General features: G+C 65.8%; 25 protein-coding genes. 23 read left to right on the plus strand and 2 right to left on the minus strand.

The window, feature by feature from the left end; translation table 11 throughout:
• The first annotated feature begins 47 nt into the window (after nucleotides 1-47).
• From ftsZ to dnaE, 8 genes are all read left to right on the plus strand, one after another.
• Complete coding sequence (gene ftsZ, locus FOC40_RS04910) at nucleotides 48-1301, plus strand: cell division protein FtsZ (protein ID WP_003796238.1); 1254 nt, start codon at nucleotides 48-50, stop codon at nucleotides 1299-1301.
• Nucleotides 1301-2059, plus strand: coding sequence for a polyphenol oxidase family protein (locus FOC40_RS04915; RefSeq protein WP_003796240.1), 759 nt, complete (start codon nucleotides 1301-1303; stop codon nucleotides 2057-2059). Before ftsZ ends, FOC40_RS04915 begins: the two co-directional genes overlap by 1 nt.
• Nucleotides 2060-2239: 180 nt before the next feature.
• Nucleotides 2240-2692 (plus strand): cell division protein SepF, encoded by a 453-nt coding sequence (locus FOC40_RS04925; protein ID WP_003796241.1) that lies wholly within the window; start codon nucleotides 2240-2242, stop codon nucleotides 2690-2692.
• Between the two features lie 8 nt (nucleotides 2693-2700).
• Nucleotides 2701-3012 carry a YggT family protein gene (locus FOC40_RS04930; RefSeq protein ID WP_003792680.1) on the plus strand — a complete coding sequence of 104 codons (312 nt, stop codon included), beginning with the start codon at nucleotides 2701-2703 and terminating at the stop codon, nucleotides 3010-3012.
• Nucleotides 3013-3184: 172 nt separating this feature from the next.
• Nucleotides 3185-3757 carry a DivIVA domain-containing protein gene (locus FOC40_RS04935; protein WP_003796243.1) on the plus strand — a complete coding sequence of 191 codons (573 nt, stop codon included), beginning with the start codon at nucleotides 3185-3187 and terminating at the stop codon, nucleotides 3755-3757.
• A gap of 70 nt (nucleotides 3758-3827) precedes the next feature.
• On the plus strand, nucleotides 3828-4331 hold the full coding sequence (gene lspA / locus FOC40_RS04940) for a signal peptidase II (protein WP_039929724.1): 504 nt from the start codon (nucleotides 3828-3830) through the stop codon (nucleotides 4329-4331).
• A gap of 8 nt (nucleotides 4332-4339) precedes the next feature.
• Nucleotides 4340-5245, plus strand: coding sequence for an RluA family pseudouridine synthase (locus tag FOC40_RS04945; RefSeq protein WP_003796247.1), 906 nt, complete (start codon nucleotides 4340-4342; stop codon nucleotides 5243-5245).
• A gap of 129 nt (nucleotides 5246-5374) precedes the next feature.
• Nucleotides 5375-8917, plus strand: a complete 3543-nt coding sequence (dnaE, locus tag FOC40_RS04950; protein WP_003796248.1) for a DNA polymerase III subunit alpha — start codon at nucleotides 5375-5377, stop codon at nucleotides 8915-8917.
• Between the two features lie 54 nt (nucleotides 8918-8971).
• Here the strand turns inward: dnaE and FOC40_RS04955 are convergent, their stop codons facing one another.
• The gene (locus tag FOC40_RS04955) at nucleotides 8972-9202 is read right to left on the minus strand and encodes an RNA-binding S4 domain-containing protein (protein ID WP_003796250.1); all 231 of its coding nucleotides are present in this window, start codon (nucleotides 9200-9202) and stop codon (nucleotides 8972-8974) included.
• Nucleotides 9203-9294: 92 nt separating this feature from the next.
• On the opposite strand from FOC40_RS04955, the gene FOC40_RS04960 reads away from it, so the two are divergent.
• The 13 genes from FOC40_RS04960 to FOC40_RS05020 all read left to right on the plus strand — a co-directional run bounded on the left by FOC40_RS04960 (nucleotide 9295) and on the right by FOC40_RS05020 (nucleotide 21872).
• Nucleotides 9295-9942 (plus strand): hypothetical protein, encoded by a 648-nt coding sequence (locus tag FOC40_RS04960; protein ID WP_003792672.1) that lies wholly within the window; start codon nucleotides 9295-9297, stop codon nucleotides 9940-9942.
• Nucleotides 9939-10664, plus strand: coding sequence for a HisA/HisF-related TIM barrel protein (locus FOC40_RS04965; RefSeq protein WP_003796255.1), 726 nt, complete (start codon nucleotides 9939-9941; stop codon nucleotides 10662-10664). The genes FOC40_RS04960 and FOC40_RS04965 overlap by 4 nt, the downstream gene beginning before the upstream one ends.
• The gene (locus FOC40_RS04970) at nucleotides 10661-11428 is read left to right on the plus strand and encodes an SseB family protein (protein ID WP_003796256.1); all 768 of its coding nucleotides are present in this window, start codon (nucleotides 10661-10663) and stop codon (nucleotides 11426-11428) included. Before FOC40_RS04965 ends, FOC40_RS04970 begins: the two co-directional genes overlap by 4 nt.
• A 351-nt stretch (nucleotides 11429-11779) precedes the next feature.
• Nucleotides 11780-12367 (plus strand): translation initiation factor IF-3, encoded by a 588-nt coding sequence (gene infC / locus FOC40_RS04975; RefSeq protein WP_003792668.1) that lies wholly within the window; start codon nucleotides 11780-11782, stop codon nucleotides 12365-12367.
• A 36-nt stretch (nucleotides 12368-12403) separates the two neighbouring features.
• Nucleotides 12404-12598 carry a 50S ribosomal protein L35 gene (rpmI, locus tag FOC40_RS04980; protein ID WP_003792667.1) on the plus strand — a complete coding sequence of 65 codons (195 nt, stop codon included), beginning with the start codon at nucleotides 12404-12406 and terminating at the stop codon, nucleotides 12596-12598.
• 27 nt (nucleotides 12599-12625) lie between these two features.
• On the plus strand, nucleotides 12626-13006 hold the full coding sequence (gene rplT / locus FOC40_RS04985) for a 50S ribosomal protein L20 (protein WP_003792666.1): 381 nt from the start codon (nucleotides 12626-12628) through the stop codon (nucleotides 13004-13006).
• A gap of 3 nt (nucleotides 13007-13009) precedes the next feature.
• A complete protein-coding gene (locus FOC40_RS04990) occupies nucleotides 13010-13858 on the plus strand; it encodes a TrmH family RNA methyltransferase (RefSeq protein ID WP_039929730.1) in 849 nt (282 codons plus the stop codon).
• Nucleotides 13859-13904: 46 nt separating this feature from the next.
• Nucleotides 13905-14900, plus strand: a complete 996-nt coding sequence (gene thiL / locus FOC40_RS04995; protein WP_003796261.1) for a thiamine-phosphate kinase — start codon at nucleotides 13905-13907, stop codon at nucleotides 14898-14900.
• Nucleotides 14901-14980: 80 nt separating this feature from the next.
• Nucleotides 14981-15172, plus strand: a complete 192-nt coding sequence (locus FOC40_RS05000; RefSeq protein WP_196773367.1) for a hypothetical protein — start codon at nucleotides 14981-14983, stop codon at nucleotides 15170-15172.
• A gap of 34 nt (nucleotides 15173-15206) precedes the next feature.
• Nucleotides 15207-15929: a hypothetical protein gene (locus FOC40_RS05005; RefSeq protein ID WP_231126067.1), complete on the plus strand. Its 723-nt coding sequence runs from the start codon at nucleotides 15207-15209 to the stop codon at nucleotides 15927-15929.
• 169 nt (nucleotides 15930-16098) lie between these two features.
• Entirely contained in the window at nucleotides 16099-17256 is a 1158-nt protein-coding gene (locus FOC40_RS05010) for a hypothetical protein (protein WP_231126068.1), read from the plus strand.
• Nucleotides 17257-17392: 136 nt separating this feature from the next.
• Nucleotides 17393-18040: a TetR/AcrR family transcriptional regulator gene (locus FOC40_RS05015; RefSeq protein ID WP_003796268.1), complete on the plus strand. Its 648-nt coding sequence runs from the start codon at nucleotides 17393-17395 to the stop codon at nucleotides 18038-18040.
• Between the two features lie 268 nt (nucleotides 18041-18308).
• A complete protein-coding gene (locus FOC40_RS05020) occupies nucleotides 18309-21872 on the plus strand; it encodes a bifunctional proline dehydrogenase/L-glutamate gamma-semialdehyde dehydrogenase (RefSeq protein WP_003796271.1) in 3564 nt (1187 codons plus the stop codon).
• A gap of 183 nt (nucleotides 21873-22055) precedes the next feature.
• Here FOC40_RS05020 and rpmB read toward each other — a convergent pair whose 3' ends face one another.
• Nucleotides 22056-22247: a 50S ribosomal protein L28 gene (rpmB, locus tag FOC40_RS05025; protein WP_003792657.1), complete on the minus strand. Its 192-nt coding sequence runs from the start codon at nucleotides 22245-22247 to the stop codon at nucleotides 22056-22058.
• A gap of 201 nt (nucleotides 22248-22448) precedes the next feature.
• Here rpmB and FOC40_RS05030 point away from each other — a divergent pair, with 201 nt between their 5' ends.
• Complete coding sequence (locus FOC40_RS05030; RefSeq protein WP_003796274.1) at nucleotides 22449-24062, plus strand: DAK2 domain-containing protein; 1614 nt, start codon at nucleotides 22449-22451, stop codon at nucleotides 24060-24062.
• On the plus strand, nucleotides 24050-26197 hold the full coding sequence (locus FOC40_RS05035) for an ATP-dependent DNA helicase RecG (RefSeq protein ID WP_003796277.1): 2148 nt from the start codon (nucleotides 24050-24052) through the stop codon (nucleotides 26195-26197). Before FOC40_RS05030 ends, FOC40_RS05035 begins: the two co-directional genes overlap by 13 nt.
• The last annotated feature ends 12 nt before the right edge of the window (nucleotides 26198-26209 follow it).

Genomic DNA, 26209 nt, shown 5'->3' on the forward strand with positions numbered 1-26209 from the left:
ATCAACCTTCAACTAGAGGTTGAGGGTCTGATGCAAGGGAGACATCCATGGCGACACCGCAAAACCACCTGGCAGTGATCAAGGTCGTCGGCGTCGGCGGCGGCGGAGTTAACGCCGTGAACCGAATGATCGAGGTCGGCCTCAAGGGCGTTGAGTTCATTGCCGTCAACACTGACGCGCAGGCTCTGCTCATGTCCGATGCCGAGACCAAGCTCGACATCGGCCGCGAACTGACGCACGGCCTGGGCGCCGGCGCGGATCCGGCCGTCGGCCGTAAGGCTGCGGAGGATCACATCGACGAGATCACCGCCGCACTCGAGGGTGCAGACATGGTGTTCGTGACCGCCGGTGAGGGGGGTGGTACCGGTACCGGTGCGGCCCCCGTTGTCGCCAAGATCGCCCGCGATGCTGGCGCTCTGACGGTCGGCGTTGTGACCCGTCCCTTCTCGTTCGAGGGTAACCGTCGTGCGGCTCAGGCTGAGGGTGGCGTGACGACCCTGCGCGAAGAGGTCGACACCCTGATCGTCATCCCGAACGACCGTCTCCTGGAGATCTCCGACGCGAACATTTCCGTGCTCGACGCTTTCCGAGCTGCCGACCAGGTGCTCCTCTCGGGTGTCCAGGGCATCACCGAACTGATCACCACCCCCGGCCTTATCAACGTGGACTTCAACGACGTCAAGTCGGTCATGAAGGACGCCGGTTCGGCCCTCATGGGTATCGGTGCGGCGACCGGTGAGGATCGTGCGCTGCGCGCCGTCGAGAGCGCCATCTCCTCCCCGCTGCTGGAAGCCTCGATCGACGGCGCCCACGGCGTGCTCATGTTCTTCCAGGGTGGCTCCGACCTCAGCCTGCAAGAGGTCTACAGCTCTTCGCAGCTCGTGCGCGAGGCCGCCCACCCCGAGGCGAACATCATCTTCGGTAACGTCATCGACGATGCCCTGGGTGACGAGATCCGCGTGACGGTCATCGCCGCCGGTTTCGACGAGGCCACGGATGCGGCCCTGTCGCGCCCGAACGTTGCCCGCGTGTCCGCTCCGGTGGCTCAGCAGCGTCCTGCCGCTCCCGAGGCCAAGGCTCCGGCCACCGAGACCACCCGCATCACTCAGCTGTCGACGCGTCGCCCGCAGCACCGCGCTGATGTTGCGGCTCCCGTGCGTGTGGCCGCTCCGGCCCCCGTCGAGACGCCCGCTGCCGCTGAGTACGAGGAGTCCGAGTCCGAGCACTCCTTCGAGGTTCCTCGCGTCTACCCCGAGGCGCCCGAGAAGGAAGAGCTGGATATTCCTCCCTTCCTGCGCTGATGAGTGACAAGCTCTGGGCCGGTGCCCGGGTCCACCTCACCGAGGTGGACCCGGGCACCGGAGCGCTATGCGGCAATGTTGGCCTGCATGTGGGTGACCAGGAATCGCTCGTGCGTGAGCGCAGACGTTCCCTGGCGGCGACGCTCGGACGCGATATTGTTTGGATGGATCAGACTCATTCAACCCGGGTAGAACTCATCGTTCGATGCGAGAGCGCGCCCACTATGGCGGCTTCCCGAGAGGCGCTCGGTAAGCCTGCGACGGGGGAGTGGGGGCCCGTCGACGCCGACGGCATCATCGTCGACGCCCGTGGCTGGCAGGGAGCTCCTGCCCTCGCCGTGCAGACCGCGGATTGCCTGCCTGTCGTGTTCTCCGCCGCCTCCGGTCAGATCGTCGCAGCCGTGCACGCGGGTCGTCGCGGCCTTCTCGGCGGGATCCTTGACAAGACCGTTGCCCGCATCCGTAGCCTCGACGGCGGCCCGATCGACACGTTGATCGGCCCGGCGATCTGCGGGCGCTGCTACGAGGTGCCCGCCGACATGGCCGATGAGAGCGAAGAACTCATGCCCGGCATCCGTTCTGTCACGTCGTGGGATACCCCCGCACTTGACCTTCCCCGCGCTGCAGCCTCGACTCTGGGAGCGCGGGGCGTGCGAGTGGATATCGACGAGCGCTGCACCCTCGAGGATGCCGACCTCTTCTCGTATCGCGCCGACTCGTTCTGCGGTCGCCAGGCGCTCATCATCGTTCCCGCCTGACTGGGGCCTACACCTCCGAATGGGCCGCGGGTCGGCGGCTTTCCCGCGCCATGGTTTCGACGCGGAAACGCCCCGTGACGAGGCTCGCCGGCGCGGTCCTTGCGACGCGCCGAGCACCCTGCTCGGCGATGCCGCTCGGTAACTGTAGCTTGTGGCTATGCATCGGCTGAAGGAGGAACAATGAGCGAGTCGTTCGGTGCACGCGCACGTAAGTTCATGGGCTGGTACTCACCGGAGGAGCCCATCGATGAATTCGATGAATTCGACGAGGTGGAAGAGGTAGCTCCCGTGGCCGACATTACTCCCGTGTCCCGTCCGACCCTGACCAGCATTCGCCGTGACGAGCCGGCCGAGGATCTCACTCGCATTGTGACGATCCACCCCACCGCCTACTCTGACGCCGTCACGATCGGTGAGGCGTTCCGTGATGGTACGCCCGTCATCATCAACCTCACCGACATGGGTGAGGAAGAAGCGCGTCGACTGGTTGACTTCGCAGCCGGCCTGTCCTTCGGCCTGCACGGCGTCATCGAGCGCGTCACCAACCGTGTCTTCCTTCTGTCGCCGGCCACGGTTGAGGTTGCGGGTGATAACACTTCCGGCCGTCGCGGCTCCCTCTACAACCAGGGCTGAGGTCGCTCGTGGCCATTCTTGGCTGGATCGGGTGGGGACTGAGCGTTCTCATCAACCTCTACATGATGGTGCTGTTCGCACGCGTCATTCTGGACTGGGTTCAGTTTTTCGCGCGCGGATGGCGCCCGAGTGGCATTCTGCTGGTCCTCGCGAATGTTCTCTACGCGCTGACTGATCCTCCGATTCGTTGGATCGGGCGCTTCGTTCCGCCCCTGCGCCTGGGTGGAGGCATGGCAATCGATGTCGGTTTCATGCTCTTATTCCTGGTGCTTATCGTTGGGCAGCGCTTCGCTACTTTCCTGTACTTTTTAAGCCTGTAGCGCCCAAAAAGGGGGATGAGAGGTCCCACAAAAACGTCCCTCACCTCGTGATGGATGTTGCTAGTGTGACAATTTCAGTTATTATTTTCGTGACGTGATAGCGGGCGGCCTTCCCGGTCGTCCAGGCGTGCGGCTTCCGCGCGTCCAATCGAAACGACCGAGAGGCGAAGAAATGGCCCTGCTCACCACCGAGGATGTCCTCAATAAGAAGTTCCAGTACGTCAAGTTCCGCGAGGGATACGACCAGGACGAGGTTGATGAGTTCCTCGACGAGGTTGTCTCCACCATCTACTCCCTGCAGATGGAGAACCAGGATCTGAAGGAAAAGCTCGAGGCCGCTGAGCGCCGCATTGCCGAGCTGTCCAACTCTGACTACACGCCGGCCGAGAACCCCGCCCCCGTGGCAGCCCCGGTCGTCGAGACCCCGGCCCCGGCCCTCACCGGCCCGCAGGATGCGGAGTCCGCCACCTCCATGCTGGCCCTCGCCCAGCGCGTCCACGACGAGTACGTGCGCGACGGCGAAGAGCAGTCCGCGAAGATTATCGCCGAGGCCAATGCCCAGCGCGACGCGATCATCGCCGACGCCCAGAAGCAGAAGGACTCGCTGCTCTCCCAGCTCGACCAGGAGCGCGAGCTGCTCGAGAACAAGATCAACGGTCTGCGTACCTTCGAGGCCGAGTACCGTTCGAATCTGCGCAACCACCTCGAGACCCTCCTCAAAGAGGTCGACAACGGCGAGAACTGATCGCAAGCGCTCTGACCGGCGGCGGTGCACTTCGTGGTGCGCCGCCGCCGCTCGTTTAAGATAGGGAACCATGGCTGACTCCTCTCACCCGACCCATACCCGCGCGACGTGGATGTACGCGGGCCTCGTGTTCGCTGCCGCTATTGCCACCGATCAGGTGTCAAAGATGTGGGCGCGGACCGTCCTTGACGGCCAGGGGCCGCGCCCGCTCATCGGGCAGTGGCTGTCGCTGTCCCTCGTGCACAATTCGGGTGCCGCGTTCTCCTTCGCCGCCGGCAAGACGTGGATTCTGACGATCTTCACCGTCGTCATCATCGGCGTGCTGGTCGTGATGGCGCGTCGCGTCCACCGTGCCTCGACCCTGCTGGCGATCGCGCTGCTGGCGGGGGGTGCCGTTGGAAACCTGATCGACCGACTGACTGCCGAGCCCGGCTTCGGCGTCGGTCATGTCACCGACTTCATCGCCTACGGTAACTGGTTCGTCGGCAATGTTGCAGACATTTGGATCGTCCTCGGGGCGCCTTTGCTTGCCCTCGCGCTCTCTCGTGAACCATCGAAGGAGGACGCTCAGTGAGTTCCCGTATGCTTCCCGTCCCCGACGCCCTCGTGGGTGAGAGGGTCGACGCCGCTCTGGCCCGCATGCTCGGCCTGTCGCGCTCGCGCTGCGCGGAGCTGGCGGGGGACGGGCACGTTCTCGTCAACGGCGTTGCCGCCGGCAAATCCGATCGCCTCGGGGCCCTCGACATCATCGAGGTCACCATTCCGGAACCGGAGAGCAAGCCGACGCCGGTCACCGACATGGCGATCCTCTACGACGACGAGGATATCGTCGTTGTCGATAAGCCTGTTGGCGTCGCCGCCCACACGGGCCCCGGATGGGAGGGGCCCACGGTCCTGGGGAACTTGGAGGCGGCGGGATACCGCATCACCAGCTACGGCCCTCCCGAGCGCCAGGGCATCGTGCACCGGCTCGACGTGGGCACCTCGGGTGCGATGATGGTCGCCAAGTCCGAGCTCGCATACACCGTCATGAAGCGCGCGTTCAAAGAACGCACGATCGAAAAGGTGTACCACGCCGTCGTGGCCGGTCACCTCGACCCGGCCTCGGGCACGATCGACGCTCCGATCGGTCGACATCCCTCGCGCGAGTGGCGCATGGCCGTCATCGACGGTGGCAAGCGCGCCGTCACCCACTACGACACGCTCGAACTCATGGCGGGTGCTCAGCTCACCGAGGTGCACCTGGAGACGGGACGCACCCACCAGATCCGCGTGCACATGGCCGCCGTCGGGCACCCCTGCGTGGGTGACACGTTCTACGGCGCGGACCCGACCCAGGCGGAGCGCCTGGGTCTCACACGCCAGTGGCTGCACGCCGTTCGACTTGGATTCGCCCACCCCCGAACGGGCATGCCGATGAGTGTGTCCAGTCCCTATCCGGATGATCTCGCCGATGCTCTCGAGGAGCTGCGCCACCCGCGCAACTAACCACCGTTGGTGAGGCTTCCGCGCTTCCCGGCCCCGGTCTCGTCGCGGCCGTCACGCCGTGAGATGAACGACCGCACCGCTCGGGGCGTTCAGCGTGGGTGCGTGGGCCTCGGACAGTAGAATCGACGCATGGCTGATTCCTTCGTGCACCTCCACAACCACTCCGAGTATTCGATGCTCGACGGAGCGGCGAAGACGAAAGCGATGGCGGAGGAGGCCGCCCGTCTCGGGCAGCCCGCGATCGGCCTGACGGATCACGGTTATCTCTTCGGTGCCTTCGACTTCTACACGAACTGCAAGAACGCGGGCGTCAAGCCGATCATCGGCCTTGAGGCGTACGTGACTCCGGGGACCTCGCGCTTCGATCGCCAGAAGGTCCTGTGGGGCGAGCCGTGGCAGCGTGCCGACGACGTGAGCGCCGGCGGCTCCTACAACCACCTGACCCTGGTCGCCTACAACACGACGGGCATGCACAACCTTTTCCGTCTGGGGTCCTACGCCTCGACGGACGGCCAGTTCGGCAAGTGGCCGCGTGCCGACAAGGAGCTGCTCAGCCAGTTCCACGAGGGCCTCATCGTGTTCACGGGCTGCCCCTCGGGTGCCGTGCAGACGCGTCTGCGCCTGGGGCAGTGGGACGAGGCCGTGGCTGAGGCCGCGGAGCTGCGCGATATTTTCGGGGCGGAGAACTTCTACGTCGAGGTCATGGACCACGGCATCGACATCGAGCGGCGCACCCACCAGCAGGTCCTCGAGATCGCTAAGCTCATGAACGCGCCCCTCGTGGCGACCAACGACGCGCACTACGTCAAGCGTGAGGACCGCAAGATCCAGGACGCACTCCTGTGCATCAACTCGGGCTCGCGCATCAACGACCCCGACCGATTCAAGTTCGACGGCGACGGCTACTACATCCGCTCCTCGGACGAGATGCGTGCGCTGTGGAGCGAGCTGCCCGGCGCCTGCGACTCAACCCTCGAGATCGCCGAGCGCTGCGACGTGCACTTCACGACCACGAAGGAGGGCGCCAACTACATGCCCGACTTCCCGGTCCCCGAGGGTGAAGACAAGACCTCCTGGTTCATCAAGGAGGTTGAGCGAGGCCTGCGCGATCGCTTCCCGAATGGCATTCCGGACGACGTGCGCAAGCAGGCCCAGTACGAGGAAGACGTCATCATCAAGATGGGCTTCCCCGGCTACTTCCTCACGGTTGCCGACTACATCAACTGGGCGAAGTCCCAGGGGATCCGCGTGGGACCGGGCCGTGGCTCGGGCGCGGGTTCGATGGTTGCCTACGCCCTGAAGATCACCGAGCTCAACCCCCTCGAGCACGGCCTGATTTTCGAGCGATTCCTCAACCCCGAGCGAATCTCGATGCCCGACTTCGACGTCGACTTCGACGAACGCAGGCGCGACGAGGTCATCGCCTACGTCAAGCGCAAGTACGGCGAGGACCGCATCAGCCAGGTCGTCACCTACGGCACGATTAAGACCAAGCAGGCTCTGAAGGACTCCGCGCGCATCCTCGGCAAGGACTTCAAGGTCGGTGAGCAGCTCACCAAGGCGCTGCCCCCGGCGATCATGGGCAAGGACATCACGGTCCACGGCATCTTCGACGAGAAGGACAAGCGCTACGCCGAGGCCTCGGAGTTCCGTAAGTTCTACGAGGAGAACCCCGATACGCACGAGGTCGTCCAGTACGCGCTCGGCCTGGAGGGCCTGACGCGCCAGTGGGGTGTGCACGCGTGTGCGGTCATCATGAGCTCCCACACGCTCACCGACATCATCCCGATCATGAAGCGCCCGCAGGACGGCGCGATCATCACGCAGTTCGACTATCCGACGTGCGAGACGCTGGGCCTGCTGAAGATGGACTTCCTGGGGCTGCGTAACCTGACCGTCGTGTCCGATGCGCTTGAGAACATTGCGCTCAACGGTAAGCCGGACCCGGACCTCGACCACCTGACCTTCGACGACAAGAAGACCTATGAGCTGCTGGGACGAGGCGACACCCTTGGCGTCTTCCAGCTGGATGGTGGCGGTATGCGCGACCTCCTCAAGCTCATGAAGCCCGACAACTTCGAAGACATCTCGGCCGTCGGCGCCCTGTACCGTCCCGGCCCGATGGGTGCGAACTCCCACACGAACTACGCGCTGCGTAAGAACGGGCGTCAGGAGATCACGCCCATCCACCCGGAGCTGGCGGAGCCGCTCGAGGACATCCTGGGAACGACCTTCGGTCTGATCGTGTACCAGGAGCAGGTCATGCAGATCGCCCAGAAGCTGGCGGGCTACTCGCTCGGCCAGGCAGACATTCTGCGTAAGGCCATGGGTAAGAAGAAGAAGGAGGTTCTGGACCAGCAGTTCAAGGGCTTCCGCCAGGGCATGGTGGCTAACGGCTACTCCGAGGAGTCGATTAAGGCCCTGTGGGACGTCGTCGTTCCCTTCTCCGCCTACGCCTTCAACAAGGCCCACTCGGCCGCATACGGCCTCGTCTCCTACTGGACGGCCTTCCTCAAGGCGAACTTCCCGACGGAGTACATGGCAGCCCTGCTGACCTCGACGAAGGACAACAAGGATCGTCGAGCCCTGTACCTGGCGGAGTGCCGCCACATGGACATTACGGTCCTGCCCCCGGACGTGAACGCGTCGATGGGTAACTTTGCGCCTGACGGTGAGGCGATCCGCTTCGGCTTGAACGCCATCCAGAACGTGGGCGGCCCTGTCGTCGACGCGATTGTGGAAACCCGCGCCGAGAAGGGGCGTTTCGCCTCGTTCCAGGACTTCCTGGACAAGGTGCCTCAGGTGGTGTGCAACAAGCGCACGATCCAGTCTCTCATCCGCGCCGGCGCTTTCGACTCGATGGGTCACACGCGCCGCGCCCTCCTCGCGCGCTGCGACGAGGCCGTGGACGCGATCATCGACGTTAAGCGTAACGAGGCGATCGGACAGTTCGACCTGTTCGGCGCGCTGGGGGAGGACGAAGACACGGGCTCGGGGCTGACGATCGATATCCCGGACCTGCCCGAGTTCGACCGCAAGACGAAGCTGGCGGCCGAGCGCGAGATGCTCGGTCTATACGTCTCCGACCACCCGCTGCGTGGGGTGGAGGCGGCGCTGGCTCGCCACCAGGACTACGAGATCGCGCAGGTTGTCGGCTCGGACGGGGCGATGGCGGATCGAATCGTGAAGATTGCGGGCCTCATTTCGGGCGTCACGACGAAGGTGACGAAGCAGGGCAACGCCTGGGCGATCGCGACAATCGAGGACATGTCGGGTTCGGTGGATGTGCTCTTCTTCCCGCGCTCCTACGAGTCGATTCAGACCTACCTCGCGCAGGACATCATCGTCCAGATTGAGGGCAAGGTGAACGTGCGTGAGGAGGGCATGACCATCTACGGCCAGTCGATGACTCTCCTGGATCTGTCGGGCGGGGCGGACCTGCCCCTCGACCTGCGCCTGCCGGCGGCCCGGTGTACGCCCGAGCTGCTCACCGACCTGCGCGGCGTCCTAGAGTCCTACCCGGGTGGCTCCCCGGTGCGCCTGCACCTGACGGAGCCGGGGCGTACCACGGTTGTCGAGCTGGATCCAAAGCTGCGCGTCGAACAGACGAGCGCCTTCTTCAGTCACATCAAGGCCGTTGTCGGCGCGGGCGGCGTCGTCACCTCGTCCTAACATGATGCGAGCCGGGTCCCGGTGGGACTCGGCTCGCATCGTCGACGGGCGTGCTCAGGAGGCGGATCCGACAATCGCAGCGGCCTTGCCCCAGGGGGCGTCGACCTCGACGATGTCGCCGGCACTCAGGTGATGGCCGCGGCGCGTCTCCACCTCGCCGTTAACGGTCACGTCGCCGGCCTGGATGAGTTCGCGGGCCTGCGCGCCGTCTTCCGCGAGGGATGCGAGCTTGACGAATTGGCCGAGCTTGATCTCCCCGCGCACGGGGATCGTCGGTGTGCTCATGGTGAATCCTTTCGCTGGTGGAGAGCGCATCACGCGCGAGGGCGTAGATGAACAGTATCCTTGGGTAGAGACACACAGTATAAGGAGGAGCGGTGAGCGCTCACAACGACGATATTGACGCGGAGTTCCAGTCGCTGGTTGCATCGCTGGGATCGACGCCCGCCGCGGGCGATTCTCTGCCGTCCCTCGATCCGGACGACACTCCCGTTGACGAGTCCCTGCACCTGGAGGGTGGTCGCCTGTCGGTTGCTCTCGTGCTCGCCCCGATTTCTTACCCGGAGGCGCTGCACTCGCTGCTTGCGCTGACGGGTGTGCGCGAGTCGATCGTGCGTCTCAAGCCGTGGACCGCTGTGTGGCTGCGTGTGGAGACGACTCCGACCGACGAGGAGGAACTCGACACGCTGCTGACCGGCCAGCGTCCGATGCCTGACGCGGTGGATCGTGTCGCCCGGGCTGTCTCAAACCTGTCGAAGTACGGGGCGGTCGCCCTCATGAGCTGGCTTGTGGAAGGTGACGGCGTGGAGCCGGGTGTCTCGGGTCGTATCTCCGCCCAGCGCTACGTGGGTGGTGAGCCCGAGGAGACGATTCCCGCGGGTCTGCTGCTGGGTGCGATGCCCGCGGCGACGGAGGACCTCCTGCTGGGACGTACGACGCCCGCCGACTATAAGGATTCCGTGGCCGCCGACGGCAGCTGCCAGGGCGGCGGCCCCTTCGGTTGGCTGCGACGCAAGCAATCATGACAATCCTCGAACTGCTGCCCGCGATCGACGTGACGGGCGGGCAGGCCGTGCGCCTGTCCTCGGGGGTGATCGACGAGGGATCCTGGGGCAGCCCGATCGATGTGGCCCGTTCGTTTGACGAGGCCGGGGCTCGCTGGGTGCACCTCGTGGACCTGGACCTGGCGTTTGGTCGCGGCGAGAACTCTGAGCTGCTCGCCCGGGTGATCCGCGAGGTTCCCGTGCGCGTCGAGCTGTCGGGAGGCATCACGAGCCGAGCGGCCGTCGAGGCCGGGCTCGCGATGGGACCCGAGCGAGTCAACATTGCGACGCAAGCCCTCGATGACATCGACGCCGTGTGCGAGGCCGTTGATACTTTCGGTGAGCGCATCGCCGTGTGCCTGGACGTGCGCGGCGATAGCCTGGCCGCGCGTGGCGGAAGCGGCGAGGGCGGCAACGTCTGGGTGGCTCTGCGCGTCCTGAACGAGGCGGGGGTGGCCCGCCTCGTCGTCACAGACGTGACTCGTGATGGTCAGATGAACGGTTCCAATCGAGAACTGTTGGCCCGCGTCGCGGACCAGACTCCCGCATGCATCATCGCCTCGGGTGGGGTGAACTCCCTGGCCGACATCGAAGCCCTGCGTGCCCTCGGCATCGAGGGCGCGATCGTCGGAAAGGCCCTGTACCAGGGCGCATTCACTCTGGCCGACGCGCTGGACGTTGCCGGATACGAGGAACTCTCATGACTCCCACGCCACCTTCTCTCACCGAGGAACAGAAGAACCGACTGGCGCAGCGCCTGTCGATGATGAGCCACGACCGCGCAGACGTGGGACAGGGGCTTCCTCGGACCGCCCGGGCGCTCGCGTTGGGGCAGGGGAGCGACGGGGGAGCGGCCCGGCTTGAGGCCCTCGTTGATGCTCTCGTTTTCGAGCGCGTGATCGTTCCCATCGACGTTGAGCCCGACCCGCGCGTGACGGGCGTTCACGCTGGGGAAAACGGACACAACCCGATCGACTTCGTGCGCGCTCAGACTCCTGCTGGAGAGGCACTCGCCATCTATTCTTCGGCGCAGGCGCTGTCCGCTCACCGCCCCGGTGACCGCCCGATGGCCCTGGACTTCCGCACAATCGGGCTCACCGCCCTCGTGGAGACGGGCGGGCGCATCGTCGTCAACCCGGGTACCGATGCGGTGCTGCTGCCGCGCCCCGCCGTGGCCGCGCTCGCGCAGGGGGATGAGTGGCTGCCCGCCTGGCGCGACGAGGCTCTGCGCGAGCTCCTGCTCGCCGAGGCCATCGCAGCGTGCCCGGCCATCGTCGATGTTGAGATTGCCTACGCGGGCGACGGTCTCACGCGCGTCGTCGTGTCCGTGGACCGCGCGTCTTTCGCCCAGGGGGCCGATGCCTCGGCAATAAAAGAAACCCTGTCGGCCGCCCTCAACGCCCTGGGAGCGAACCCTCGCCTCATCACCTCAGCCGACCGGGTCGAGATTGCGCCCGTCCTGCGCTGAACAGGCATCGAACGCTCCCAGTAAAGCGTGAGGCGCGCAATGATTGCTGATCTGGCGACCTCTCCTCATTTCTGGTACAGTTGATACGACCGTCTGGGCGAAAGCCCGGAACGCAAGCGGAGAAATCCCACCTGGATACCCGCCTCTCGACAGAGAGGATGCCGCCCATCAGGGGCGCCGCGCAGGGGATCGGGTACGACGGTCAACACCCGTGTGTGTTGACCTATGGAAGCCTCCGTGCGCGTCGCGTAACGGAGGCTTTTCGTTTCGCGCATAAGGATTCTGTGGAAGGAGCCGCTCATCAGCGAGACTCGCATCAATGAGCGTATTCGAGTCTCCGAGGTTCGCCTCGTGGGACCCGGAGGTGAACAGGTCGGCGTCGTCCGAGTTGAGGACGCGCTGCGTCTGGCCGAAGAGGCCGGGCTCGACCTGGTTGAGGTTGCGCCGAACGCCAAGCCGCCCGTCGCAAAGCTCATGGATTACGGCAAGTACAAGTACGAAGCCGCCCAGAAGGCCCGCGATGCTCGCCGCAACCAGGCGAACACGCAGCTGAAGGAAATCCGCTTCCGACTGAAGATCGACGATCACGACTTCGGCGTCAAGAAGGGCCACGTTGAGCGCTTCCTGTCCGCCGGCGACAAGGTCAAGGTCATGATCATGTTCCGCGGTCGAGAGCAGTCTCGCCCCGAGGCTGGCGTTCGCCTCCTGCAGCGCCTCGCCGAGGAGATTGGTGACCTTGCCACCGTCGAGTCGATGCCCCGTCAGGACGGGCGCAACATGACGATGGTGCTGGCCCCCACCAAGCGCAAGGCTGACGCCCTGACTGAGCAGCGCAAGCGCCGCGAGGCCGAGCGCGCTGAGCGCCGGGGCAAGCGCGCGGAGCGCGCCAGCAAGGACCAGGCCCGAGTGGCAGCCGACAAGGCTGACGAACAGGACTGACGGCGATACCCATCGCCTCACAACGAAGGAATAGAAATGCCGAAGAACAAGACTCATTCCGGTGCTAAGAAGCGCTTCCGCACGACCGGCTCGGGCAAGATCATGCGCGAGCAGGCCGGCGCCCGCCACCTGCTGGAGCACAAGTCCAGCCGTAAGACCCGCCGTCTGGCGACCGACCAGGTCCTGGAGACCGCTGACGTCAAGCGCGTCAAGCGCATGCTGGGCATCTGAGCTCGAGTAAGAGGAGAACAGTAGAAAATGGCACGTGTTAAGCGTTCTGTCAACGCCAAGAAGAAGCGTCGTACCGTACTCGAGCAGGCCTCCGGCTACCGTGGCCAGCGCTCGCGCATGTACCGCAAGGCCAAGGAGCAGGTCACTCACTCCTTCGTCTACTCCTACCGCGACCGCAAGGCCAAGAAGGGTGACTTCCGTCGTCTGTGGATCCAGCGCATCAACGCTGCTTCCCGCGCCCAGGGCCTGACCTACAACCGCCTCATCCAGGGCCTGAACCTGGCTGGTGTCGAGGTCGACCGTCGCATGCTGGCCGAGCTGGCAGTGGGCGACATCAACGCGTTCAACGCCCTGGTGAAGGTCGCCAAGGACGCGCTGCCCGCCGACATCAACGCGCCCAAGGCCTGATAGGTGAGCTTTTCCGCCGAGCGCCTGACGGTCCTCGATAATCCCCGCGCCGATCGCGTGCGCAGGGTGTCGGGTCTGGTCGGGCGCTCGGCGCGTTCGCGTTCGGGCCTCATGCTCGTTGAGGGGCCTCAGGCCGTGCGTGAACTTGCCGCGCACCGACCGGATGCGGTGCGCGACGTGTACGTGAGGGAGGACGCGTGGGAGACGCACGCGGACGTCGTGGACGTGGCCCGGCGCGCGACGCGCTGGGTGCACCCGGTGACCGCCGAGGTGTCTGCGGCCCTGTCGGGGGACTCACAGGGCATCTGCGCAGTCGCCTCCCTGGATGCGCTGTCGCGTGAACTACCGGAGCCGAGTGTTGGCGAAACGATCGTCGTGCTCGCTCAGGGGCGCGACCCCGGCAACGTTGGCACGATCATTCGCACGGCCGACGCATTCGGTGCGGTCGGTGTCGTGGCCGTCGCGGGCACGGTAGATGCCGCGAGCCCGAAGGTTGTGCGCTCGAGCGCTGGCTCCGTCTTCCACATTCCCGTGTGCGTGGTCCCTTCCTTTGCTGACGCCCGCGCACTGATTCACGGCCGCAGTGCGGCCCTGCTGGGTACCAGCGGCGGCGCCGCTTCGATCAGCCTCTCCGATCTCCTCGTGCAGGGAGTGTCGGCCCGCTCGCGCCTGTCCCAGTCGCACGCGTGGGTGTTCGGCAACGAGGCACGCGGCCTGTCGGGCGACGAGATGCGCCTGTGCGATGGGCTCGTGTCTATCCCGATGACGGGTGATGCTGAATCTCTGAACGTGGCCAGCGCGGCCGCGACCTGCCTCTTTGCCTCCCAGACCGTGCGAGGCGTCGAAAACTGAGGTGCCTTCGCGGCGCGGTGCTGCGCCCGCGACTAGTCTGGTTCCTATGAAGTTAGCTGAGCTGTCCGAGGCACAGTTGGTGTCTCATTTCCGCGAGTCTTTCCCGCGCGGCGAGCGCACGATGATCGGCATTGGCGACGACTGTGCCCAGGTCGCGGCTCCCGAAGGATCGTTCATCGTGACGACGGACGTCATGGTGGAGGACCAGCATTTCCACCTGTCGTGGTCGACCGGTTACGAGGTCGGTGCCCGCGTTGCCGCTCAAAACCTCGCGGATATCGATGCGATGGGAGGACGTCCCTCGGCGCTCGTTGCCTCGGTGGTGGCGCCGCGCGACATGGACTCGGACGTTTTCCTGGATGTTGTCCGAGGCCTGGGGGACCGCGCGCGCGAGGTTGGAGCCGGTGTGGTCGGTGGAGATCTGAGTGCGGGGGAGAAGCTCGTCATTTCGATCACGGCCTTCGGCTATTGCCCGGGCCCGGTGGTGCGCCGTGACGGCGCGCGCCCCGGAGATGTCGTCGCGGTCAGCGGCACCCTCGGGTACTCCTACGCCGGCCTCGATCTCCTGGAAGGTGGGTACGTCGATCCCTCCTCGCGAGGAGTTGAGCAGCTGGGCGAGCTGGCGCCCTTCATTGAGACGTACCGTGCGCCGAGGCCTCCGCTGGGCTCCGGCGTGGCCGCTGCGGCTGCGGGCGCTCGCGCCATGATGGACCTGTCGGATGGGCCAGCGACGGATGCAGGGCGCATCGCTCAGGCCTCGGGCGTTGTCGTCGAGTTCAATCGAGATGCCATCGAGGCGGAGGCGAGCCAGCTGGCTCCCGCCGCCCGCGTCTGCGCGGTCGATCCCGTGCGGTGGGTCCTGCAAGGGGGAGAGGAACACGGAATGATCGCCGTTTTTCCGCCGGATGCACTGCTGCCCGACGGCTTCCGCGTTGTCGGCGGGGTGCGAGCGTGCCGGCCAGATGAGGAACCGCAGGCGATGATGGATGGGGCGGTCCTGCGCGGGGCGTGGGATCATTTCTCGGCAGATTCCGTAGACTAGTGTGATGTGGGCCGCTGGAGTCTTTGTTGATAGATGGGGAAGTGAAGCGGCGTGACGACCAACGATTGGAGTACATCAGGATGACCGCGTTGACTGAGGGCACCCCGGCCTCGTCTCGACCGATGTCGCGCGTGGCGCGCAAGCTCGCGGAGTCGTCGGAGGAGATTCCGGCGACCGCCGGACTGTCCTTGCCCGCGCTGCAGGGTGACGCCTGCGTTCCGCCGACGAAGGCCCTGCCCGTCGTCGATGCGCAGACTGACGTTGACGCCTGACGTCGGTCAGCGTCTTGCCTCACTGGGAGGCAGTATGTGGGCACGTCGTGTGGGAGTCGAAGGGACGCCCGTCGGAGGGTGGTCGTCGGCTCCGCCGCCCGTGATTACGCAACAACAAGGCAAGGCTGATGCCAAGGTTCGAGTAATTGCCGCCATCATCATCGGCGTGATCGTGTTCGGCATCGTTTACCTGGTGGATATGCCTCGGGCGAATCCCAAGGATGCTGTGCGCCAATACCTGACGTACCTTGCCGACGCCGACGCCGAGTCGGCGCTCGGGATGCAGACGATGACGCTATCCGACCGCGAGAAGCGCTTCCTGACGAACGACGTGCTGTGCGCGTCCGACTCCCGTATCGTCGTCGAATCGGTGGAGGGTAAGACCGGCAGGTGGCGCGTCGGAGAATTCGCGAGGGTCGAGGCAACGATGAGCGTGAATGGCGAACGCGTGACGCACGAATTCCTCGTCTATCATAGGAAACCGACGAAGGACAATCTCGCGGAATGGTACCTGAGCGATGGCCTCTTGGTGCGCGTGGCGGTGACGGGCAACGGGGTTCCCGGTTTTTCCGTACGTGGCGATTCCGCCGGCGTCGAGCCACTGTCGAAGAGCTGGCAGGAGTACTACTTCTTCCCCGGCGTTTATACCCTGACGCCTGAGGGCCGGAGCGACGGAGGCACTGTGGATTCTCAGACGGTCGTCGTTGTCGACGGAAGCGGTACAGCTGCCACCGAGAACACGACGGTTCGCTTCTAGTGCTCTCCGATAGCCTGTGCGGCGCGAGCGTCCAGCATATGGCGGCCGCAATTGTTTATTTGATGAAGAAAATACCGTGTGAGAAAATTTAGCGGTTTCGGTGTGGCCAACCTCGTCAGCGGCACCGCAGCGCCTGCCCATCGGCGCGCACAACAGTGAGGATTGAGAGATGTCTGAGCAGCACTACGATGCGAATCAGGGTGCGGTGCCCCCGCCCCCGGCCCCTTCCCAGAGCCCGACGCCTCCGCCCCCTCCGAGCCCCCAGAATGTGGTTGCTCCGGCTGTTGCAGTCCCGCAGGCGGGCGTGACCTTTACGCCGATGTCGGAGAAGAGCCGCCGTCGCATCAAGCGCATCGTCGTGGGTGTTGTGGCCCTTGTTGTGCTCGGGGTTGTCGCAACCGTCGCCTTGGCGATCGCCAACTGGACGCGCACCCCCGAGGCGCAGGTTCGCCAGTATCTTGATCTGCTCGCGGACGGCAAGGCCAGCGCTGCGACGGCGATGGTTGATCCGGGGCTGCCCAACGATCAGCGCGGTTTCCTCTCCGACGAGGTCATGGCCTCGTCGAGCGCCCGCATCGAGGTTGAGGACGTGACCGTGGACGATGCGGAGCACTCGAAGGAACGGGTGGTGACGGCGACGATGCGCCTCGACGGCGAACGCTTCACCCGTTCGTTCCGCGTCAGTGAAGCGAAGAAGACCTTTGGTCTGCTGAAGAACTGGAAGATCCAGGATGCGATGGTCTCTCGTGTGGATGTGCGGGCAGACAATGTCACGCACTTCTCGATCGGCGGCGAAAAGATGTCGGTCGCGACGTTGAAGGAAGCCCCGAGTAGCTCCATCGTGCTCTACCCGGGCGTCTACACGTTCACCCCGGAGGAGACGGGTGAGTACATCGACGCTGCCCCCAAGACCATTTCGGTCAAGGCGGCAACGGGTTACGACAGCTCCTACTACGGTGGAACGGTCGAGCTGAAGGGCACTTACAACGACAAGATGGCTGCCGCCGCGCTCGAGGCTGCGGCTGCGCTCACGAACTCGTGCGCGACCGTCCCGGGCAACATCGACACGGCATGCCCGAGCGCGGTTCAGTCCCGGACCCTGGCCCTGCTGCAGGTCAAGACGATGCCCACGGCCATGAAGGCGACGACGGATGAAGGCGGTGTCTATACCGGCGAGGCAACGTTCACGATCCAGGGCATGGAGAGCTGGGAGAAACAGCATGACGTGACGTCCCGGGTGACGGCGACCGTGAAGACCGACAAGGATGGCAAGCTCGAGTTGGATGCTTCGGGCGAGCCGCAGTTCGAGGTTCGATTCGCCTACTAAGGCCTCGAATCACGCCATTGATGCACCGGGTATACGGACTCGACGAAAGAAGTTCACATACCCGGTGGCGTCTAAGCGGTTGCACGCTATGATGGGTTGTTGGTAACTCTCTCACACCGAACATGGAGCAGCCCGCATGAGCAACGATGCTAAGGCAACGAGCACCCGTCGGCCCGGCCGTCCGAAAGCCGGTAGTGAGGACAAGAAGGCGCGCATCCTGTCGGAGGCACTTACCCTTTTCTCGACACAGGGCTACGTGGCAACCTCGCTTGCAGACATCGCGCGTGCCTCCGATATCTCGAAGGCGGGGCTCCTGCATCACTACTCCTCGAAGGATCAGCTGCTCGCGGCCGTCCTGGACGAGCGTGATCGTCGCATCGTCAGCCGACTCCCGCGCCCCGAAGAGGGGGCCGAGGCCGCGCTGGATGCTTGGGCGAACATGGTGGCACACAACCAGCGCCATCCCGACGGCGTGGCGCTCTACACGGCGATGTCGGCGGCCGTCATCGACTCGAAGCATCAGGCGCACCCGTGGTTCCGCGAGCACCTGATCGGTGCTATTTCCTACCTCGTTGATGCTTTCGAGCATGGCAAGACCACGGGCGAGGTACGTGAGGACGCTCCGAGTGAGCAGATCGCGCGCCGCCTCGTTGCGATATCGGACGGGCTTCAGGTCCAGTGGCTCTGCGCGCGCGCGGACGGTGGTCGTACGCTCAACATGCACGAGGTCATGGCTGGCGTCGCCGTTGACATGAAGGAGCGGTGGCTCGTTCACCCCGAGTGAGGCGGGGTGTCGCCGCGTAGGCAACGGACCTTATGTGAGAAGCAACACTTGCGATCGGGCATTGTGAGTGTTTAGCGAGATTCGGGGCTTAGGTCCCTTGCTTGATTGTCGCGTCGTCATGCGATGCCCGCACAGGTGAGCCTTATACGCGTTACGATGGACAAACTAGCATGCTTCACAACGTCGGGAGTTTTGCCGAGCGTGTCCAGCGTTGACGCTCCGCGCGAGGCTGAGAATCCGTCGCTCATCCACGTCTGGAGGTCTACGCATGGCGAACGCCGCTGTTCCCACCCCGTCCCACCACGATGCCAGCGCTCGACGCTGCCCCGATGACCTATGGGCCTTGGGGGAGCGGGCGATTATTCGGGCCCGCCGCTGGGCCGACGAGTCGGCCCATGAGCCTACCCCCCAATCGGCCAAACTCCTGTCTCGTATCCTTGCCGATCCGGAGGGACTCACCTTCACGACCCGATTCGTCGATGACGTCGTGCGCCCCGCGGACCTGGACGTAGCCAGCGCAGCCATGAAGCGCCTGTCGGCCGGCCGCAAGAACTTCCTGCCCCCGGCCCTGGCTGCGGCGATGGGCCTCGGCTCGACAGCATCGCTCCTCGCCCCGCGCACGGTGACGGCGGTGGCCCGTCGTGTATTCCGCGAGATCGTCGGCGACCTCGTCGTCGATGCAACCGACAAGGGCCTGGGGCCCGCGCTCGCCCGCCTGCGTCAGGGCGGCCACCGCTTGAACGTGAACCTCCTCGGCGAGGCTGTCCTCGGTGAGAAGGAAGCGTCTCATCGCCTGGCCGAGGTCTCGCGCCTCGTGACCCGCGAGGATGTCGACTACGTGTCCATCAAGGTCTCTGCGGTGACAGGCCCCCACAACCCGTGGGGCTTCGAGGAGGTTGTCGACCATGGCGTTCGCGCGCTCCTACCCCTCTACCGCCTCGCTCGCGACAACGGGACCTTCCTCAACCTCGACATGGAGGACTACAAGGACCTCGACCTGACGATCGCGGTGTTCACCGCCATCCTCGACCAGCCGGATATGCGTGGCTACGAGGCCGGCATCGTCCTCCAGGCCTACCTGCCCGATTCGCTCGGTGCGCTCCAGCGTCTCCAGGAGTGGGCGCGGGCACGCCTGGACGCGGGTGGCTCGCGCATCAAGGTTCGCATCGTGAAGGGTGCGAACCTGTCCATGGAGAAGGTGGACGCCGAGATTCACGGCTGGGAGCTGACGACCTGGCCGTCCAAGCAGGCCACCGACACCAACTACAAGCGCATGCTGAACTGGGCGATGACGCCCGAGCGGACCCGGGCGATTCGCTTGGGAGTGGCCGGACAGAACGTCTTCGATATTGCGTTCGCCTACGAGCTGCGGGCAGCGCGCGGCGTCGAGGACAGCGTCGAGTTCGAGATGCTTTCCGGCATGGCCACAGGCATTCAAGAGGTCGTGCGTCGCGATGTCGGCTCCCTGCTCCTGTACGTCCCGGTCGTCAACCCCCGAGAGTTTGATGTCGCCATTTCCTACCTGGTGCGCCGACTTGAGGAGAACGCCGCACCTGAGAACTTCATGTCCGGGGTCTTCGACATCGCCACGAATGAGGACATCTTCGCCCGGGAACGCGACCGTTTCCTCGCGGCTTTGTCCGACGTTGATCCGGACGCCCCCTTGCCGGTTCCCAACCGCGTCCAGGATCGTCTGGCCGAGCGTAAGGCCGGGGTTCCGGCTGAGCAGGGGAGCCTCGCCGAGCGCGCGCGTCGTCCCTTTGTCTCCGAACCGGATTCAGATCCCGCCCTGGCGGCCAACCGCCAGTGGGCCCGTGAGATTGCTGCGGCCATCCCTGCCTCGACGCGAGGTGTGGAGGCCGTGCGTGCCGGCGCGCAGGCTCTGGATACACACGAGGCGGTCGACGCCCTCGTCGAGGCAAGCACCAAGGCGGCGCACGCCTGGCAGGCCCTGGACCCCGAGGAGCGCGCAGCCGCGCTGCATCGCGTCGGCGATGTCCTCGCCGCGCGCCGGGGCGAGCTCATCGAGGTCGCCGGATCTGAGGCAGGCAAGACCATTGATCAGGCCGATCCCGAGGTGAGCGAAGCGGTTGACTTCTGTCATCACTACGCGGAGGCCTCGTTGCAGCTCTCCGATGAGACCTATATGGCGGGTGCCCGATTCGTGCCGGTGAACGTCACCGTCGTTGCCTCGCCCTGGAACTTCCCCGTGGCCATTCCCGTGGGTGGCGTCGCCGCTGCTCTGGCGGCGGGCAGCGCGGTGATCCTCAAGCCGGCCCCGCCGGCCAAGCGTTGCGCCGCGGAACTCGTCGCGGCTTTCCACGAGGCCGGGATCCCCCGCGAGCTGGTCGCACTCGCCCCGCTTGAGGACGGCGACGTATCACGCTACCTGGTGACGCATGAGGGTGTTGATCGCGTTGTCCTGACGGGCTCGTACGACACGGCTCGCCTCTTCCGTTCGTGGAAGCCCGACATGCACCTGCTGGGCGAGACGAGCGGCAAGAATGCCATTATCGTCACGCCGTCCGCTGACCCTGATCTGGCGGTGCGCGACATCGTTCATTCAGCCTTCGCGCACGCGGGACAAAAGTGCTCGGCGTCCTCCCTGCTGATCCTTGTCGGATCTGCGGGGCGCTCGGGCCGCATCGCTCGCCAGCTCGTGGATGCGGCCGCCTCGCTGCGCGTGGGCCTGCCGGCATCCCTGGACTCGCAGGTTGGCCCGGTTGTCGTCCCCGACGACGAGAAGGCCGTGCGAGGCCTGACCACCCTGGGAGAGGGTGAGCACTGGGTGCTCAAGCCCCGGTACCTGGGTGATGGGCTGTGGACCCCGGGCATCCGCGCGGGCGTGGAGCCCGGCAGCGAGTTCCACCTGACCGAGTACTTCGCGCCCGTCCTTGGCGTCATGCGCGTCGACACCCTCGAGGACGCGATCGAGGCCGTCAACGAGGTTGACTACGGACTGACCTCCGGCCTCCATACTCTCGACACCGGTGAGTTGGCGACCTGGCTGGAGGGCATCGAGGCCGGCAATCTCTACGTCAACCGTGGGATTACCGGCGCGATCGTTCGCCGTCAGCCTTTCGGCGGCTGGAAGCGCTCCGCCATCGGGTCAACGACGAAGGCTGGCGGTCCCTCTTACCTGCTGGGTCTGGGCGAGGTCGAGCCCGACCGCGATGCGATGGCGGGGGAGTCCAGTCATTTCGTGGAGACGCTCGATTCGAGTGTGCTCGCCCTGTGTCGTGCGGCCGGTCCTCACCTGAGCGCGGATGATGCGGCCGAACTGAGCCGTGCCGTCGCTGCCGATGGCGCTGCCTGGGCATCCGATTACGGAGCCAACCGCGACGTTACCGGCATGGCCTGCGAACGCAATGTCCTGCGCTACCGTTCCACGCCGGTCCTCGTGCGCGCCGGGAGCGGGACTGCCCTCGCCGACACCGTGCGTGTGCTGGCAGCGGGCATCCTCGCTGGTGGCCCGATCGGGCTATCCGTTGCCGATGAGCTTCCGGCTACCATCCGGGAGCTGCTGGAGGGATGGGATATCGAGGTGACGGTCGAAGACGCGCACTCGTGGGATTCTCGCCTGGCGATGGTGGCGAACTCCGGCGGCCTGGGCATGCGAGTGCGTGTCCTGGGGCCGCGCGATGAAAGCTCGCAGCAGCGCTGGGCGGACGCAACCCGCGCGAGCAGTGGCAGCCCTGATGTTGCCCTGTACACGGGTGCCGTCACGGCCTGGCCGCACTCGGAGCTGCTGCCATTCCTGCGCGAACAGGCGGTCTCGATTACGAACCACCGTTTTGGAACCCCGCTCGATCTGGCCGCGGATCTGCTCTGAGCTTCGCCTCCTGAGAGCGGATGGGGAATCCAGACACACAAGGTACAGGTCAGCGCCTGCAACTTCTCGTCGCGGGCGCTGACCCGTACACGCGCGGGGCGCAAGTAATGGGGGAGTAGATGAGATAAACGCCGGAGGGGCGATCCTTTTGGCTTGCCCCTCCGGCGTTACGTCAGTGTCGACTCAGATCGCGCGGGCGACCTTGTCGGACTTCAGGCACTTGGTGCAGACGTTCAGGCGCTTGGGCGTCCCATTGACAAGGGCGCGAACGCGCTGAATGTTCGGATTCCACCGGCGGTTGGTGCGAACGTGCGAGTGCGACACGCTCTTGCCGAAGCCGGGTCCCTTACCGCACACGTCACAAACGGCAGCCACGATGTTCTCCTCGGTATGTCTTCCAGTTCAGTCTTTATCTCCGCGCTTGCGGAGAACGCATCCTTCGGTGCTTGAACCGAAGGCAACCATGACAGAATAGCGGACGAACCACGCTTTCAACAAGTCGCAGCCGATCTGGGTCGTGTCAGGTCGCACACACCGATCCGCGCAGGGACAATGGGAGGGGCTGAAAGGGGAGTCATGGATCTGAATGCATCTGTCATTATCGAGGCGTGTCGCGCCGGGGCTGAGGAGGCCGCCAGGCTCGCGCCTTTCCTTGATGACCTGGACGGATGGGATGGGGCGGACTGTGACACGGGGTCGAATGGTGCAGCGACGATGGCTGCGCTCGAGGCCGCTATGGACTCCCTGGACCCGCGTGCTCACCTGCGCGACGCGCTCGAAGCGGCCGTGGAGACGATTATCCGCCGCGGCCTTGGGCACAGCGGCATGGCCCTCGGAGCTCTTTTCGAGGCGTGGGCCGGTGCTCTCGGGGACGAGCATCATGTCACGCCTGTCGTGCTGCGCCGCATGATCGCCGCATCCCTGAGCCCCGTGGCCTCCTCCATCGAGTGGTCCGATGCCCTCGCGGAAATGCTCGGCGGGGCGGTGCGCGAAATTCAGGGCCTGGGTGCGACGCTCCCGGAGGTCGAAGACGTTTTCTCTCGTTTCTCTTCCCAGGCGCAGATCGGCCTCGTTGAGGCGACGAACGAGGCGACGGGGCGTATCGACCCCGGTGGCGCCTTCGTCGCCCTGGTCTTGGCCTGTATCGACGCTTCGATGCGGGGTGACGCCGGAATCCTTCAGTCGTTTACTGCGATGCTGGCCGACCTCGCGGAGCGCCATTCGCGTGCGCCCGAGGCTGCCCCCCCTCCGCCCGGCCGCGACTTCACGGTCGACATCATCTTGGAGGGGACGCAGGAGGACCTGGACGCGCTGCTCGCTCGCCTCGGTGGCCTGGGGGCGCGACTGTCCTACGTGGGCAGGGTTGATCTCTTTGGCATGGGGGAGTGGAGGCTGCACGTCGACACCTCCGCGCCGCTGGCCGCGCATCCCACCTCGGGGCAGGTTATTCGCTTCCAGGTCTGCGACGCACGCCCGGACGCGCAGATCGGTATCGATGAGCTGGCCGACGAGGGCCTGAGCCACCGCGGTGTGCGCCTGCTGCAGCGCCGACCTATGCGCCGCGTTGAGCGTGCCCGCGTCATTGCTTGCACCAGTGCCCCCGGCCTTGTCGAAGATCTCGCACGCGCAGGAGCGGTGGTGTTCTTGGACCTGAGCTCTGGGGATGCCGCGGGCATCGTGTCGGCGGCGACCTCGCGCACGGGCGTGACTCTCGTAGCCACGTGCGACGAGGCCAGTGCCTCCCTGGTCGGTACCGTGGCCTCGGTGCTGCCCTCGCCTGCCCCGGGTGTTCCGGCGATCTTGCGTGCGGGTAGTCGCGATGACCTCGACGTCCTCGCGGTCGCCCGAGCCTGCGCCCCGCTGTTCGTGCCCCAGCCGGGTGGTGTTGAGGCCGCTCCGACGCTGGCACGCATGCTGCGCGACGGCGCACACGACGCTCTCGCCTCGTGCGCGAGCGCCCCGCTGCCTCCTGGCGGCGACCCGGAGGGCATCGCCGAGGCCCTGGCCGAAGCCTCACGCAGTGGTGGTGATTCCTGGCGCCTCCTTATTTCGCGCGACGACGACGGCCCCTACACCGTGGCCACCGTTCGCCAGCTGCTCTCCACGCGCGACGCGTCGTCGACGATCGACCTGGAGACCTGGGACGGCGGGCAGAGCGGGCCAAGCCTGGTCGCGGGGTGCGCCTCGTGAGCGCACTCGACGTCCCCCTGTCCCTGCGCTTGCCGAAAAAGACGGCGAAGGCTCTTGAGGGGGCGGGTGTGGCGACGGTTGGCGACCTGCTGCTGGTTGCGCCGCGGCGCTACTACCACTGGGGTCGCCTCACGCCGCTGTCTTCCCTGCGCGAAGGCGAGGACGTGACGATCCTCGCCGAGGTCGCAGGCGCACACCTGGTCGCCAACCGATCCAGCTCGGGCGTGCGCTTGGAAGTCACTCTCACCGACGGCGTTCAGTTCCTGTCGGCGACCTTCTTCGCGAAGAACCAGTACAAGCTCGCCCCCATTGAGCGTCTCCTGACGCCGGGGCAGTCCTTCCTCTTCGCCGGCAAGGTCGGGGCCTACCGCGGCAAGCTGCAACTCACCCATCCCTCCTTTGAGGGTGTGGACGGGGAGGACATCGAGCGTATCGCGTCGCGCCCCATCCCGATCTACCCGGCGACCGGATCGCTGGCCTCGTGGGCGATCGCCCGAGCAATTGGCATGGTGCTGGACCACCTGGACGACGCTCATGTGCCCGACCCGGTTCCCGCTGACGTCCGCGAGCGCGCTGGCTTCGCCTCCCACGCCGACTGCCTGCGCGCCCTTCATCAGCCGGAGACGGACGAGGACTATCAGCAGGCGCGTAAGGCCCTGGCCTTCGCCGAGGCGTTCGTCCTCCAGGTGGGGCTGGCCGCGCAGCGCCGGGGCGCTCGGGCCGTGGCGGCGCTGGCCTCGCCGATCGACGCGCCGCTGTGCGAGCGTTTCCGCTCGTCCTTGCCTTTTGAACTCACAGACTCCCAGCGCGAGGCCGTTGCCCAGATCGGGGCCGACCTGGCCGGCGAGGTGCCGATGCAGCGGCTCCTACAGGGAGACGTGGGATCGGGGAAGACCGTTGTCGCGCTGAGCGCGCTGCTCCAGGTGGTTGCCGCCGGTCACCAGGGGGCGTTCGTCGCGCCGACCGAGGTCCTGGCGGAGCAGCACGCCGCCTCCCTGCGGGCACTCCTGGAGCCCCTGGGGGCGGACGCCCCGGACGTTCGCCTGCTGACGGGCTCGACGACGCCAGCCGCCCGCCGTGAGATTCAAAGCGCGATGAACGCGGCAGAGCCGCTCATCGTCGCGGGAACCCACGCTCTCTTCCAGGAGAGCGTGCGTTTCGCGGACCTGGCTCTCGTCGTCGTCGACGAGCAGCATCGCTTCGGCGTCGAGCAGCGAGCCGCGCTGCGCGGGGCGCGTGAGGACGGGCGCGCGGTTCACGAGCTCGTTATGACCGCGACTCCGATTCCGCGAACGATCGCCATGACGGTCTTCGGAGATCTCGACGACACGCGTATGAGCGGCATGCCCTCGGGGCGCACCCCCGTAGCCACCTACCTCGCCGACAGTGCGAACGCGGCGTGGGTGGAGCGCACGTGGGCGCGGGCCGCAGAGGAGATCGCCCAGGGGCGTCGCGTCTACGTCGTGTGCCCGCGCATCGACGCCTCCGACGACGTCGCCGACGCCGAGGAAGAAGGCGCACGACCGTTGGCATCGGTCGAGGAGGTCACCGCGTACCTTCGCTCCCACCCGGCCCTGTCCGGCATCGCCATCCACGAGCTGACGGGACGCACTCCCTCACCGGTGAAGGCGCAGATCATGGAGGATTTCTCCACCGGGCGCGCCCCCCTCCTCGTCGCCACAACCGTCATCGAGGTCGGCGTCGACGTGTCGGAGGCGACCCTCATGGTTATCCTCGACGCCCAACAATTCGGCCTCGCCCAGCTCCATCAGCTGCGAGGCCGCGTCGGACGCTCCTCCCTGCCCTCGCTGTGCATCGCCATGCATCGACACGAACTCACGGACTCGGGCAGAGCACGCCTGCAGGCCTTCGCGGACACGACCGACGGTTTCGAGCTCGCCGAGGCCGACCTGCGCCTACGCAAGGAAGGCGACGTGCTTGGAGCCGGCCAGTCGGGCACGGCCACCCACCTGCGTTTCCTGTCGGTGCGCCGCGACGAGGCGCTCATCCGCCGTGCGAAAGGCGAAGCCGAAACACTCCTGGAACAGGACCCGATGCTGGCGCGCCACCCGGACCTCGCCCGGGCGCTGCGCGCCGCATCGGACGGACAGATCGAGTGGATGCAACGCTCCTGAGGTGCGCCCGGT

It is taken from the genome of Schaalia odontolytica (assembly GCF_009730335.1).
Lineage (GTDB): Bacteria > Actinomycetota > Actinomycetes > Actinomycetales > Actinomycetaceae > Pauljensenia > Pauljensenia dentiphila.